The organism is Microcoleus sp. Pol8_D6, from assembly GCF_036700965.1.
Taxonomy (GTDB): domain Bacteria; phylum Cyanobacteriota; class Cyanobacteriia; order Cyanobacteriales; family Microcoleaceae; genus Microcoleus.
Genome location: NZ_JAUBPW010000014.1, coordinates 16387 through 30609 on the forward strand (window position 1 = coordinate 16387; position 14223 = coordinate 30609).

General features: G+C 45.6%; 11 protein-coding genes. 7 read left to right on the plus strand and 4 right to left on the minus strand.

Annotated features, from left to right (window positions below):
* Positions 1–41: 41 nt before the first annotated feature.
* Positions 42–1451, minus strand: a complete 1410-nt coding sequence (locus QUA10_RS08300) for a heterodisulfide reductase-related iron-sulfur binding cluster (protein ID WP_333081554.1) — start codon at positions 1449–1451, stop codon at positions 42–44.
* A gap of 334 nt (positions 1452–1785) precedes the next feature.
* Positions 1786–3222 (minus strand): FAD-binding oxidoreductase, encoded by a 1437-nt coding sequence (locus tag QUA10_RS08305; protein ID WP_333081553.1) that lies wholly within the window; start codon positions 3220–3222, stop codon positions 1786–1788.
* Positions 3223–3319: 97 nt separating this feature from the next.
* Between QUA10_RS08305 and QUA10_RS08310 the strand changes: the two genes are divergently transcribed.
* The 3 genes from QUA10_RS08310 to QUA10_RS08320 all read left to right on the plus strand — a co-directional run bounded on the left by QUA10_RS08310 (position 3320) and on the right by QUA10_RS08320 (position 6740).
* Positions 3320–4783 (plus strand): ATPase domain-containing protein, encoded by a 1464-nt coding sequence (locus tag QUA10_RS08310; protein WP_333081552.1) that lies wholly within the window; start codon positions 3320–3322, stop codon positions 4781–4783.
* A 428-nt stretch (positions 4784–5211) separates the two neighbouring features.
* Positions 5212–5583, plus strand: coding sequence for a response regulator (locus QUA10_RS08315; RefSeq protein ID WP_333081550.1), 372 nt, complete (start codon positions 5212–5214; stop codon positions 5581–5583).
* Positions 5580–6740 carry an ATP-binding protein gene (locus QUA10_RS08320; protein ID WP_333081549.1) on the plus strand — a complete coding sequence of 387 codons (1161 nt, stop codon included), beginning with the start codon at positions 5580–5582 and terminating at the stop codon, positions 6738–6740. Before QUA10_RS08315 ends, QUA10_RS08320 begins: the two co-directional genes overlap by 4 nt.
* Before the next feature lie 405 nt (positions 6741–7145).
* Here QUA10_RS08320 and QUA10_RS08325 read toward each other — a convergent pair whose 3' ends face one another.
* Together QUA10_RS08325 and QUA10_RS08330 are read right to left on the minus strand one after the other, a co-directional pair.
* Positions 7146–8675 carry an MFS transporter gene (locus QUA10_RS08325; protein WP_333081548.1) on the minus strand — a complete coding sequence of 510 codons (1530 nt, stop codon included), beginning with the start codon at positions 8673–8675 and terminating at the stop codon, positions 7146–7148.
* 372 nt (positions 8676–9047) lie between these two features.
* Entirely contained in the window at positions 9048–10028 is a 981-nt protein-coding gene (locus QUA10_RS08330; protein WP_333081547.1) for a DALR anticodon-binding domain-containing protein, read from the minus strand.
* 363 nt (positions 10029–10391) lie between these two features.
* On the opposite strand from QUA10_RS08330, the gene QUA10_RS08335 reads away from it, so the two are divergent.
* From QUA10_RS08335 to QUA10_RS08350, 4 genes are all read left to right on the plus strand, one after another.
* Complete coding sequence (locus QUA10_RS08335) at positions 10392–11231, plus strand: Crp/Fnr family transcriptional regulator (protein WP_445243556.1); 840 nt, start codon at positions 10392–10394, stop codon at positions 11229–11231.
* Between the two features lie 124 nt (positions 11232–11355).
* A complete protein-coding gene (locus QUA10_RS08340; protein ID WP_333081546.1) occupies positions 11356–12024 on the plus strand; it encodes an HAD-IB family phosphatase in 669 nt (222 codons plus the stop codon).
* A 248-nt stretch (positions 12025–12272) separates the two neighbouring features.
* Positions 12273–12914, plus strand: a complete 642-nt coding sequence (mtnB, locus tag QUA10_RS08345; protein ID WP_333081545.1) for a methylthioribulose 1-phosphate dehydratase — start codon at positions 12273–12275, stop codon at positions 12912–12914.
* Positions 12915–12986: 72 nt separating this feature from the next.
* Positions 12987–14027, plus strand: a complete 1041-nt coding sequence (locus QUA10_RS08350; protein WP_333081544.1) for a patatin-like phospholipase family protein — start codon at positions 12987–12989, stop codon at positions 14025–14027.
* The last annotated feature ends 196 nt before the right edge of the window (positions 14028–14223 follow it).

The following is a 14223-nucleotide window of genomic DNA, read 5'->3' on the forward strand; positions in this document are numbered from 1 at the left end:
AGCACATCGAAAATAGGGCAGACACCGCCCGCCCTACAAAACTACTTCCTCAGCAACTTCACCCCGCGAATCGAATAATCCAAAAGCTCAATTGGGTGCATCAAAGTAACTTTCTTTCCCTGCAACTCCAAATGCTTCTTAATTTGCAAAGAACAACCCGGATTAGAAGAAGCAATCAACTCCGCCCCAGTATTCAGCAAATTCTCCACCTTTTGCACTCCCAATTCATCAGCAATCTCCGGCTGAAGCATATTGTAAACCCCCGCACTCCCGCAGCACAAAGCCGCATCCACAGGTTCTTTTAACTTCACCCCCGGAATTTGTTGCAGTAACTGACGCGGCTGCAAACTAATCTTTTGCCCGTGCAACAAATGACAAGCATCCTGATACACAATTGTCAAATCTCCCTCAATCAAAGGATTGAGTTTCGCCGTAATTCCCGCACTTGCCAAAAACTCTTGCACGTCCTTAACATTAGCAGCAAATTTCTCAGCTTTCTCCCGATATTGCGGGTCATCTGCTAAAATGTGACCGTATTCTTTCAAAGTATGGCCGCACCCAGCAGCGTTGATAATCACAAAATCAACACCAGTATTTTCAAAGCTATCAATCATTTGTCTCGCCAAAGCTTTCGCCTGTTCTGCTTGGCCTTGGTGTTCCGGCAAAGCAGCACAGCATCCCTGACTTTTAGGAACCACAACCTCGCAACCGTTAGCCGTTAAAACTCGCACAGTAGCCTCATTAACCGGCGAAAATAACAGCCGCTGCACGCAGCCTAAAATCACGCCGACTCGATAGCGTTTCTCCCCTTGTGCCGGAATTACCTCTGGTAAATTATCCCGGAAAGAATCGACAGTAACTTTCGGCAAAATTGATTCCATCGCCGCCAAGCGAGGAAATACTTTTTTCAGCAAACCTGTTTTGCGGACAAGTTTTGGCAGTCCTAATTTTTGATAAATAAACAGTGGTACAAGCAAAGGTCGCAATCTGTGAGGATAAGGGAAAAGATTAAAAATCAGAGTGCGAATTACGTTGTCGGAAAAAGTGCGTTCCTGATTTCTAGTAACTTGGTGGCGAGTTGCGGAAATTAATTTGTCGTATTGAACTCCAGAAGGGCAAGTGGTAACGCAGGCCAAACAGCCCAAACAAGTATCGAAATGCTGTGAGGTTGCTTCATTTAAAGGTGCGTCGCCTTCGTTAATTGCATCCATTAAATAAATACGGCCTCTGGGCGAATCCATTTCTTTGCCGAGTACGCGATAACTCGGACAAGTTGACAAGCAAAATCCGCAGTGTACGCAAGTATCGATTAATTTTGGGTCAGGCGGATTGTTGGCATCGAAACCTGGGATTTCGAGGGTTTCTAAGTGGGGATTTTTTGCTAGAAAATTGCTTTCTTTGGCAGGTCTTAAATCGTCGCTGGGAACTTGAGATTTTTCTGAAGTTTGCATATATGGCAGAAAGAAGGAACAAGGAAGTTCGGCAACGGATTCTGTAACGGATGTAACGGATGTAACAGATGTCAGGAAGAAGGAAGAAGGAAGAAGAAAAAAAATTAGTTATCTAGGAGAGAATTCAGAAGCAATCGACCGTATGGATAAAGTGCAATTAAGAACGTCCTAAACGTCCCAACAAAAACTTCTCTTCTTTTCTCTTCCTTCGCGGTCTAGCGCTAACGCGCCGCTTCGCTAACGCGCCTTCGGGGTTCGTTAAAAAAAAATCTGGTACACCAATAATTCAGACTAGGAATTAAAAAAAACTGAAGTCCTGACTACAAAGTTTAAACTAAATACCGCTTATAAAACGATGGGGACTCAAGAGATTTTCCGGGTCAAACTGCTGTTTAATCCGGCGCATTAAATCGATCGCACTTCCATTATAGCCCCAAACATCTAACTGTTGCTTGATGTCGGTCGGCGCTGCTAAAACAGTCAGAAAACCGCCTTTAGCTTCGCACCCTCTGCGTACCTGCAACAACCTGTCCGCCGTCGCATTCTCAAACCGCAAAACCCCCAAACCGCTGCCTGCATGAATCCAAGCGTCCTGTACCGGCAATTCGTTAATGGCCGTTACAGCTTCGGACGGTCTGATTCCTATTTTGCAAATAATTGCCGACTTTGTGCCAGAATCCCACATTATTTCTGGCAATCTTTGCCAGAAATAATGCTCATCATTTTCGCAGCAGCTAGTGCCTTGCAAACCCAACTTTTCGCCAACTTCCAGCAAGCGGGCTGATTGTTGTTTAACACTTTCTGCGATACTTTGAAATCTGACGATTAATCCCGTGCCCTTTCCTAAGCCTAATTTTGCGACTAATTCAGGTGACAGCAAATCAACGGCTGTTGGTGTCAAAGCAGAGGATAATAAGATTTGAGCCGTTTGGGACAAAGCATTAACTTCCCCTGTCAGCACTACGGTTCCCGACGATTCAGGCAGCGGATAAACTCGGAAAGTTACTTGACTTATGACGCCCAATGTGCCGTAAGCACCAGTAAACAGTTTCATCAAGTCGTAGCCAGCGACATTTTTAACAACTCGACCTCCGGCTACGGCAATTTTACCGTCCGATCGCACAAAGGTAATTCCCAATAGCAAATCTCTCACCCCCCGATAGCGATGCCGCAAGGAACCCGCATCAGCAGTAGCGACAATGCCGCCCAAAGTTGCCTCTTGCGGATATGCTGGATCGATCGGCAAAAATTGACCTGCTGCAGCTAAAATTTGTTGCAAATCCCCAAACTTCATCCCCGCTTCCGCAGTCACGGTTAAATCGCCCACAGCGTGCTGTACAAGTCGATTGAGGCGCGAAGTGCTGACAGCCACAAGCCCCGCTGCATCAGGAGATACCCCTAAATTCCCCTTCAAAATACCCACTTTGACAACATCTTGCTCCCCCCTTGGTAGGGGCGGTGCCCCCGTGCCCGCCCTGGGCTGGGGGGGATCGGAGTCGAATTTAACTAAACCGCCCCAATCAAGTTTGCTGCCACTGCCACAGGGCAAGACGGCACAGCGATTTTGCCCAGCCCAAGCAATGACAGCCGCCAGTTCTTCCTGAGTATTCGGGTAAACGGTACAATCTATTTTCGTGTCGGGGGCAACTGCTTTTTCTACTCGTTCTTGCCAAAATGGCTCTGTATCTTGCCAGCGACAGATGCCAGCAGTCCCGACAATACTTTCTAATTCTTGTATGCTTACGTAATTTTCGGTAGAAAAAGATTTCATCAAGGTTATGAGACGCCCGGTAAAAAAAATTATCAAAACACTGCCTAAAACCATTAAATATTAATACGGGCCCGATATTCAAAACATGAAAAAACAAATGTCTCAAAACCGACTTTCTGTGGGAATTACCGGTCTCAACGAAGTGATTGGCGGCGGCCTAATTCCTCAACGCTCTTATTTAGTGCGCGGGGGCCCCGGTACTGGCAAGACTACACTGGGCTTTCACTTTTTGGCAGCAGGTGTGGCTCTGGGAGAAACGCCCCTGTTTATTACTTTAGGAGAACCGGAAGCGCAATTGCGGGCCAATGCCACAAGTCTCGGTTTTGATATGGAAGCGATGGCGTTCCTCGATTTGAGCCCATCGTCAGAATTCTTTACAGAAGTTCAGACTTATGACATTTTCTCCCCCTCCGAGGTTGAGCGAGAACCGACTACACAAAAGATTATCGAACAGGTACGGGCGCTCAAACCTGATCGGGTGTTTTTGGACGCGATAACTCAATTTCGCTACTTAGCTGCGGATGAGTTTCAGTTTCGCAAGCAAGTTCTGTCTTTTCTGCGCTTTTTGGTGGAAGGGGGGGCGACGGTGGTATTCACCTCCGAAGGCACATCAAGTGTTCCAGACGACGATTTGCAATTCATCAGCGACGGAGTAATTTATTTAGAACTGCGCCCTGAAGGACGCGCTGTGTCTGTCACCAAGCTGCGAGGCTCTAACTTCCGCAGCGGCCGCCATTCGCTGCGCCTGACTCAGGCTGGTATGGAGGTATTTCCGCGATTGCTGCCAGACAATTATCAGCAGGATTTTGTTGCGGAAGCGATTTCTTCTGGGGTTCCAGAAATCGACGAACTACTGCACGGGGGACTGGAACGGGGGACTGTGACGGTGATTAGCGGGCCTAGCGGCGTGGGTAAAACGACGGTGGGGGTTCAGTTTATGAAGGAAGCCGCAGGAAGGGGGGAACGATCGGTAGTTTACATTTTTGAGGAGTCAAGTTCTACTCTGCTGAAGCGCTGTGAATCAGTTAACATCCCGGTTGGGGCGATGATGGGGCAAGGAAGTCTTTCGGTGATACCTGTGGAACCTTTGCTCTACTCGCCAGATCAGTTTGCCTGTATGGTTCGCCAGGAGGTGGAGCAGGAAAAGACGCAGATTGTGATGATTGACAGTATTTCTGGCTATCAGCTTTCGATGCAGGGGCAAGATTTGGTGAACAATTTGCACGCTTTGTGCAAGTATCTGAAGAATATGGGAGTCACCGTTATCTTGATTAATGAGGTAGAAGCCATTAGCGGAGATTTTCGGCTGACCGAGATCGGGATTAGCTATTTAGCGGATAATCTTCTGTTTATACGCTATCTGGAACGCCAACTGCATAATAGGACAGAAATCCGCAAGGCGATCGGAGTAATTAAAAAACGAGTCAGCAATTTCGAGAGAACTCTGCGAGAACTCGAGATTACTCGCTACGGCATCAAAGTCAGCAAACCGATAGCGGGGCTGCGGGGCATTTTGAGTTCGGCGCCGGTGTGGATTGAGGGGGAAGCTGATCAAGATTGAATCGGGGTTTGTCCTGCTGTTTTGGGGCAAGTGCAGCTAATTTTGGAGTCGTGAATCTACTAATGAGTAGGGCGCGCAGCTCACCACTACCTGTAGGGGGCGCACCGCGCACCTCACCACTAGCCTAAGTTCTGGAAAACTTAAATATATTGGTAAATTTGTGTATTTTTCGACTTTTATAGCAGTTTTCACTTGTATGAAATAGAGTAGGGCACAGGGCGCGGAGCCGTGTCCTGTGTCAGATCATCTGTACTTCACTCAACTGAAAACCAATGTAATCCCTCGCCGAAAAGTAAGCTAATACCAGATAAAAAAAGAATCCAACTTTAGGCCACATCCCAACCCATATATAATCAGTCACTACCCATTCTAAAATCTAAAATCTAAAATCTAAAATGGTATAACCCGTATTCAAAGGAAGCTGATAGATGAATGAAAACTCAATAATTTTAGCCGTAGACCGCAATCATCGAAACTTGGAACTATTAGCACAATTTCTGAATAAAGAAGGATACCAGATGATCGCGGCTTATAACTTTGAAGATGTTGCACAAGCTATCAGTCAGCCTGCTAGGATCGGGATGGCTTTAGTAGATATTTCTGGTTTCGATCGCCGGATTTGGGAGTGCTGCGAACAACTGCGAAATCACCAAATCCCTTTTCTGATACTCTCGCCCAAACAAAGCGCTGCCATTCAGCACGAAAGCCTCTGCCACGGTGCTCGGAATATGTTGGTAAAACCTTTGATCGTTAGAGATTTGCTGGGAATTGTGCACACATTGCTAGGAGAATCTGCGTGAGTCAAATTTTATTGCTTGTCGAACAGAAAGAAAATCGCCGCTTGTTATTAGAATGGTTAGCTGTTTACTATGAGGTATTGCTGCCAAACTCAACAGAAAATAGTGAGGAGTTTTTACCATTTAATCAATCTTTTGACCTGGCGATAATTGACGGTATTTCCCTGAAACGCCACTGGGAATGGGTAGCCGCCCAAAAACAGGCAGAACAACCGGTATGCTTGCCTTTTCTTTTGATTACATCTCGCTCGGATGTAGGAATGGCAACGCAATTTATTTGGCAAAGCATTGACGATTTGATTATCGCTCCGATCGAGAAGATCGAATTGCAAGCACGGGTGGAGATTTTGCTGCGTTCGCGCCAGTTGTCTTTAACTCTCAAATTGTCTCACGACCAACTCGATCGCACTCTGCAAACAGCCCAAGAACTCAACGAGATGAAAACTTCTTTGCTGTACATGATTGCCCACGACGTTCGCAATCCTTTGAATTTCATCATCGGCACTACACAACTTCTTAGCAAGTACAAGTTGACATTAACACAGGAGAAAACCCAAGAACTTCTAGACAAAACTCAAGCCGCCGCAAAAGGCATAGATTTGTTATTAGATGATGTGCTGTTGCTGGGGCGTGTTGAGTCTGGAAAAACCGGGTTTTCCTTGCTACCGATAGATTTAGCAAAGTTTTGTAATGAGTTGGTAGGGGAATTTCAGAACAGTCTGAAGTTGAAACCTGAAAATGACCGGGTGACGCTGATTTTTGTAAATAACAATCCATCCGCGATGGCGTGTTTGGAGGTAAGCTTGCTCCGGCGCATTCTGGGCAATTTGCTGTCCAATGCTATTAAGTATTCTCCCCCAAATACCGAAGTAATTTTTGAATTAAAACTTACTGAAACTGAGGCTATTTTTTCAGTACAGGATGCAGGAATTGGCATACCTGTCGCCGACCAAGAACGGTTGTTTGATTCATTTTACCGGGCTAAAAATGTCGGTCGAATTCCCGGTACTGGACTGGGGCTGAGCATTGTTAAAAAATGCGTGGACTTGCACGGTGGCGAAATTACTTTGACCAGTGAAGAAGGGGTTGGCAGTACATTTACAGTAACGCTGCCGAGCGCAAAACCTGGAAAAAACCAAATCTCGCCTGCAACGGTTTAAACTAAATGCAGGCATTTGGGATAGTCATCGATGAATTTGACGCCTGGGTGAGGCTATAGGTGGTAGTGTGACCATGAGATGTATCCTCAAAAAACTGATAACAGCCGATTGTCAAGTGATGAAATTGATCAGCGTCGTTCCAGAAGTGATCAACGAGCGGGATAACTGCCGATCGACGAGCGGGAGAATTGGCGATTGTTCGTCAAAGCTCGATCGGCATCGTAATAAATGTTGAACGCACCCAAAAATAATGAGATACTATACAAAACTTATCCCCAGGTGCCAGACTTTATATTTCTGAAAAAAAGCGACCCAACAACCGTCACATCTTAGAGGATCTGATGAGTATTTTAACACTTTAAAAATGGTTAATCAACTCTTTTATGAATTATTGTCGGACTACAATCAATCAAGAGTTGAAGAGCGATCGCATGAGCTTTCAGGTGGAGAGTCCAACTGTTCAACTATTAATGGTTGAAACCTGATGTCTCCAGGTTCAATTGCCACTCTTCTCCACCAAGCTGGCAACAAGAGCAGCCAAAACTTACCCAAAGACACAGAACGCTGCTCGTGAACAAAAACCAAGGTCAGGAGAGCCACCAGTCGTAAAACGGCTGAGAGCGCAAACACCCCTGGCAAGCCACCGAGATTGGTCAAAGTGGCGAGAAAGCCACCAACGGTGATTCCCATTGCCCCAGTGACACCAGGAACCGCCGCCGCGATCGCAAAGTATATCGACTGATTCAACAGTGGTGCCACCGACATCATCAGATTACCACTGCACAGGTCGATCGCCGCCCACGTCCCACCACCGATTATGTGCAACAGCGGGAACCAGACCCATAGGAAAATTGGAGCCGTTCCACCTTCTAGCCAGAGTAGAGGGGTCAGAGCCACCAAAACTCCCACTACTAGCATAATCGGGCGATTCCCAACCCGGTCAGCCAGCTTCCCCCAAAAAACCAGCATCAGCAAGTTAGCACCAGCACCTAAACTGCTATAGAGCGTTACCACGCTGACATCTATATTTAGGTCATCCAGCAAGTAAAGATTAAAGAAGGGCGCGCTGACGTTAACGGCAAAGCTCCATAGACCAGAGTAAAGCAAAAACTTTAAAAAATTGGCTTCCTTGAGAAAGCTAAAAATTGTCCCTGTGGATGATTTTTCGCCTGTATCTAAATGGACGTGTACAAGCTTTGGGTTCACATCGGTCATAAAGAACTGACAACCTAGACTGATGAGGCCAAGTACAATTCCTAAAACCAAGATGGCACTGTAACCTTCGATCTTCCCACCGGGCCAGTTCGATACCACTAGAGCCAGCAACGGCACACCAATGAGATTCGTCAAGCTGACAGCACTATTGCGAAAGCCAAAATACCGCCCGCGCAACCGCTGAGGTACTAACGCTGCCAACCAGCTCAAGAAGGAAGCACGACCTAAAGATTCTAAGACTTGAGTTACCCAGATGATTGCCAATGTCAACTGCACTAGCTGATGTTGGGCCAGATGAAATGAGCCTCCCCACCAAAGAGCTGGCACGAGAATCAGCCACAGCAGTCGCGACATTCCGAAAATCCAGAAGGAATACCAGTGGCGGCTCTGTGTTCGGTCTGCTATATAAGCTCCGAACGGTTGGAGCAAATTTACCAGTTGAGGAATGGAGGCGAGCATACCAATTTCCACTGGACCAGCCCCCACATCGAGCAAGAAATTACTGAGCAACGCGCCGCCGATGATGCTGTAAAAAAGCGTAGCAAATACACCGTCCAAAGTTAGCGCTCTGAGGCTTGACCGAGTTTCCGGTTTGGAAAGTTTTAGAGGTCGATTGGTCAGAAGTACCGTCTCTGGTAAGGCTATATCCTCTTGGATTTCTTCCTGAAGAGGGAGAGGATTCGTTCCTACTAAGCTGTATTCTTCTTGTTTTTCGAGCATACTGGATAGCCAATAGATAAGCTGTGTAGCAGCTTAATTGTATAATATAAGATTAAGTATTTTAAGGAGCACAGCCATAGAAGTCAGGTAAAAATCCTCAGTCTAAAAATCCCAAATAAAGATTACTTCAAAAAATCAAATAAAATAAGACGACCCAACTTAGATAAAAGAAATTAATTTTATTAAACAGTGAGGGAAAATTGTCAAGAAATAGCTAATTTATTATAAATTTTCTCTGCGACATTAGCTTACTGCATGGTTCCTCGCGATCCAGATAAAATAGAGAAATTTTCCGATGGAAGAAGTCAAGGGAACTTGCGGAAAGCCACCTCTGAGTAGGAAAAAATGTTGCTAAAAATAATGAGTATTAAATCAAAGTTCTAAAGGAGCAAGGGCGCTCAATAACTCTTCTAGGATAAATCGCAACAAAGATTGAGTTGCTAATATTAAACCTAATCGGGCTTGGGCGAGTTTTGGCTGTATTATTTTGACTTCTCCCCAAATTCGGCAGTGGGTGTAAAAAGTCTGAAATGCTTCGCTCAAACTACTGGCTAATTTGAAATGATTGACAGGTTTTTCGGGGTTTTTTACCTCAAAAATAGGATATATATTGTCTAGCACTGTTAACAGTTGCGATATTAAACTGCGTTCGGCTGGATGCACTAATCGCAGTCGATCGCCCTCGTCAATCCAAGGGATAGGATTTGGACTCGCCAGCGACCAAATTTGTGGCGCTGTAGTGACATCTGGCTGGGCGATCACAATTATGCGATCGCGGTGGGCCATTCGCAGCAGGGAACAGCAGCGCGCGTGGCTGTACTGAATGGGAAACAGTTGATCGGCACACATAACAGGAGATAATATTCTAGATTCGGGAATTGGGAGGTTCGTTTGAGCTAAACGTTGCAACCAGACGGCTAAACCTGCATCAGTCAACTCCAGCTCAATAATTCCCGCCGGCGCGACTTTAACGGCGAAATCTGGGTAGCACAGCGGTTCGAGAGTTTCGGCCAACTCGGTCGCAATGGTCTGCGGTGTCTGCTGCCAAGTTTTAGCCAATTTCAGGGCGATCGCAGACACGTACAGCACCCGCGCGCTATCTTTACTCCGATTTAACGGAAATATTGCACCATTCTCAATTACTTTTTTAGCAAGAGGCATGTTGCCTGTTCCACAAGAAAATTCATCTCTTGTGGAATGGGCATCTTGCCCGTTCTTGAGAATGATGTCACCTATGAGATTTAATGGAATTTTCCCTAGTGCCTCTTGCTGGGCGATCGCGCTTTGGAACCTGGAAAGCAAGAAACACTTCACTGTAACTTCCGGGCACTGCTCCATACTTGCTGTATCCATATCGGCTCATCCTACCGTAAGAGCAACGATCGACTGTTACCACTTCCACTGTTCTTGTACGTTAAACTGCTGATGTCAGAGATAGTCGATCGGCTCCCCCGATCGGCGCTAAATCGAATTAATACGTTTTCTAGCGATTTTTTTGCTAAAAATACAATAATTTACGACAAATTTTTTGCTGAACTCTACCATTTTGATGTATTTTTTGCTACATTGAATTTTTCGGTAAAACTAAGAAAAGTCAGCATAGTTAAGAAGCGTGCAAGCTTGATCGGGGGTTGGTTGTCTCACTTGGTATCGCACTGCTGGCAAAAGCTGTTTTTCTCACTATTACACTATTAAATATATCCCAGAGCCTCACTTATGCAATCAACTTCCACACATCTAGAGACTATCGATCGACCTTTTATCACTTGGCAGCGAATTATCGACTGGGCCCAGGAACACTACCGCTGCCGGACTTTTAGCAAAGACGAGCGGATTCCGGCAAGACCCGGACTGCTCTATTTAGTCCAGAAAGGTTCTGTGCGGCTCGTAGGCAGCGCTCAAGTTAGCGCCGCAGCGGCAAAGTCAAAATCCGCTGACAAAACTACAGAAGAAGCTTTTTTGGGCTTCGTCGGTGCCGGTCAGCCCTTTGAACTGGTTGCTCAGTCTCCGTTTACTCTCCAAGCTTACGCTCATGCCGATCAAACTCACGTAGTGTGGATGTATTGGCACGACTTGGATAATTGGCCTCACTTTCGTAGAGAAATTTTGGATGCGTTTCGTTACCAACACCAGCGGAAACTTCTCTGGCTGAGCACTTTGGGACAGCGCCGGACGATCGACCGACTGTTGGGGTTTCTCACTTTGTTGATCGAGGAGTTCGGCGAACCTTACGTAGGTGACGGCGAACCAGAGGTGGTTCGGGGCTACCGGCTGCCTTGGACTTTGACGCACGCTCAAATTGGCAGCGCAATCGGCTCAACGCGGGTGACGGTGACGCGGCTGATGGGTAAGTTGCGATCGAAAGGTTTGATTAATACTGAGGATGATAATTTAATCTGTTTGCCGGCTAAGTCTAACCCCCAAAAGACAAAAAACCAAAAGCAGGACGTAGAAGATTCCTTGGAAGATTCCCTGGAAGATGAAGATTCCCTGGATGATGAAGATTCCCTGGATGATTCCCTAGATGATGAAGATTCTCTCGAAGAATCTGCATAAAATCCGGCGGGAAATTGCTAACAAACAGCGCGTCACGATTAGTTTTGGGCAGTCGCGCTCGATCACTCGACAGTGTAGGATGAATTGTGTAAAATTTTCCCGTTCTCGAAAGGTGCGACTGACAATGACCGATGACAAGCAAAAATCTTCAATCCCGAACAATCAGCAACGGGTGGTATTCTGCGACTTTGACGGCACGATAACTGTTGAAGAAACTTTTGTGGCAATGCTCAAGCATTTCGCACCGGAACTGTCGTCTCAACTGATGCCTGAAATATACGCTAGAAGGCTAACTTTGCGATCGGGAGTGCGGCAGTTACTAGAGTCTATTCCCTCGGAACGTTACGGGGAAATTGTGGAATTTTCTAGGGCAAAGCTGATGCGGCCGGGATTGGTGGAATTGCTGGATTTTTTGGACGAGAAAAAGGTAGATTTTGCGATCGTTTCCGGCGGTCTTCGGATTATGGTAGAGACGGTAATGGGCGATTTGGTAAAGCGGGCGAGCGTTATTTACGCTGTGGATGTGGACGCTAGTGGCCCTCGCTTGCAAGTCAATTCTAAGTTTGAAGGAGATGAGGAATTGGTGTCTAAGGTGCGGGTGATGGGCCAGCACCCGGCCCAGGAACAGGTGGCGATTGGAGATTCGCTGACGGATTTTAATATGGCTTTGCAGGCTTCGTCGGTGTTTGCGCGCGATCGGCTTGCCGAGTATCTAGACGAACAACAAAAGCCTTATACTAAATGGGATAATTTTTTTGACATTTTGGAAAATTTGTCCCAAAAATGGAATTGAAACTATCGCCTTTCTCAGGTAATATAAATTCCGTTTGCATCGGTATTGTATGATGTTAAATTTTGTAGGGGAGGGTTCACCAACAATAATTGCCCATAATAAACAATATAATAAACCCGCCCCCGTGCAGATAAGTCCGATGCTACCGAATTTGATATAACGTGTGTACGGATTACCCTACGTTTAGATAGGCCAGCACAATTCCTATTAACGCAAAAAGTAGATTAAAAACTGAGGATTTGTAAAGAATGAGTGGCGATTTAAGATCAGATTTAATTGCAGCAGCCAAACATTTTTACGATCGCGGTTGGATGGTTGGGACTGCTGGTAATCTTTCAGCCCGCTTACCCGATGGCAGTTTTTGGATTACTGCTAGCGGCCGTGCGAAAGGGCAGTTAACTGAACAAGATTTTATCAGAATGAGCTCAGACGGCGCAATTGTCGAGCAACCTGTTGCCGACAGCCGCCCTTCGGCCGAAACCAGCATTCATTTAGCCGTTTACAATTGTTTTCCAGACGCTAAAGCTTGCTATCACGTCCACTCCATCGAGGCAAATTTAGTTTCTCGGCTGACTGTAGGAGATGCAGTGCCTTTACCCGCGATCGAAATGCTGAAAGGTTTGGGGGTGTGGGAGGAAAACCCGCAAGTGTCGATACCCCTCTTTACAAATTATTTAGAAGTCCCTAAGATAGCCAAGGAAATTTGCGAATTTTTTGCCATTTGTGCGCCCTCTGTACCCGCTTTATTAATTCGCGATCACGGCATCACAGTCTGGGCAGACTCGCCAGCCGCTGCCTACAATTACGTAGAAATTGTAGAATACATTTTTCGCTATACGATCGCAGCCCGCCAATTAAATTTAGATTTGAGATTTGAGAGTAGAGATTGAGCTGTGCATGAATTCCGAGGCTTAGGAATTTGAAATTAGGAAACGAGCAAACGTCCAAAATAGACAACATTTATGGCTAAATATACCAGGATTTTATCGATAGATGGAGGCGGAATCAGAGGAATTATTCCCGCGCAAGTTTTAGTTAGCGTTGAGTTAAAGCTGCAACAAAAAAGTGGCAACCCAGATGCGAGAATAGCTGACTATTTTGATTTAATCGCCGGCACGAGTGCGGGAGGAATTTTAACTTGCATCTATTTGTGTCCCGATGCCGAAAATCCCAGCAGACCTCGGTGGGCGGCCCAAGACGCTGTTAATTTTTCGATTAAGAGTGGTCGCGACGTTTTTCAGACTTCATTGTGGCAAAAAGTCAGATCTCTAGATGGTTTGAGAGATGAGAAATATCCCAGCGATCCCTTAGAAAAATTATTTTGGCAACATTTTAGAGATTGCAAACTCAGCGAACTGCTAAAACCTTGTTTAATTTCCAGTTACGACATCGAAAGGAGAAAAGCTCACTTCTTCGATCAAATAGATGGTCAAAAATGTCCAGCAGAAGACTATTTTATTAGAGATATCGCCAGAGCCACATCTGCCGCTCCCTCTTATTTTGAGGTTTCTAAAATCTACTCGTTTAGCAATAAATGCTATGCTTTAATTGACGGGGGAGTATTCGCAAACAATCCGGCACTTTGTGCCTATGCAGAAGTTAGAAATAAATTCAGAATTCCTGACGATAGCCCCGAAAAAAGCCCGACAGCAAAAGATATGGTAATTTTATCCTTGGGAACTGGAGAAGCTCAGAAAAAGTTTCCCTACGAAAAAGTTAAAAATTGGGGTCAAGTTGAGTGGGTTGAGCCTTTAATTAATATCATGATGACGGGAGTTGCAGAAACTGTAAATTATCAACTCATCCAAATTTATGATGCGGTTGAAAGACCGAATCAATATTTGAGAATTACTCCCGATTTGAGCCATGAACAACCGCTGCAGATTGATGATGCCTCGGAAGAGAAAATATCAGACCTGCTGAGAATTGGCAAAGAGCAAGCTGACAAGAATAATGAACAGTTGGATAAGTTTATCGACTTATTACTTGCGGAGTTGTCCTAGGGTTTTAGATTTTAGATTTTAGATTGGGAAATGAGTGATGATTACCACAGAATCAATCACTGCCAATCAAAAATCTAAAAAGGTAGAGTAAACCAACCGCAGCGCAGGCAGACTGAAAATATATGTTGACAAATCGTGCAATAATTGCTGTAGGATTGCCGAAAATCTCTATGTGGCAGTGCCTCGCCCTGTTTGC

Coding starts and splice junctions, on each gene's coding strand:
- QUA10_RS08305 (WP_333081553.1), bottom strand. CDS start 3,222: ATGAAATCTTTTTCTACCGAAAATTACGTAAGCATACAAGAATTAGAA.
- QUA10_RS08300 (WP_333081554.1), bottom strand. CDS start 1,451: ATGCAAACTTCAGAAAAATCTCAAGTTCCCAGCGACGATTTAAGACCT.
- QUA10_RS08340 (WP_333081546.1), top strand. CDS start 11,356: ATGACCGATGACAAGCAAAAATCTTCAATCCCGAACAATCAGCAACGG.
- QUA10_RS08335 (WP_445243556.1), top strand. CDS start 10,392: ATGCAATCAACTTCCACACATCTAGAGACTATCGATCGACCTTTTATC.
- QUA10_RS08315 (WP_333081550.1), top strand. CDS start 5,212: ATGAATGAAAACTCAATAATTTTAGCCGTAGACCGCAATCATCGAAAC.
- QUA10_RS08310 (WP_333081552.1), top strand. CDS start 3,320: ATGTCTCAAAACCGACTTTCTGTGGGAATTACCGGTCTCAACGAAGTG.
- QUA10_RS08325 (WP_333081548.1), bottom strand. CDS start 8,675: ATGCTCGAAAAACAAGAAGAATACAGCTTAGTAGGAACGAATCCTCTC.
- mtnB (WP_333081545.1), top strand. CDS start 12,273: ATGAGTGGCGATTTAAGATCAGATTTAATTGCAGCAGCCAAACATTTT.
- QUA10_RS08350 (WP_333081544.1), top strand. CDS start 12,987: ATGGCTAAATATACCAGGATTTTATCGATAGATGGAGGCGGAATCAGA.
- QUA10_RS08330 (WP_333081547.1), bottom strand. CDS start 10,028: ATGGATACAGCAAGTATGGAGCAGTGCCCGGAAGTTACAGTGAAGTGT.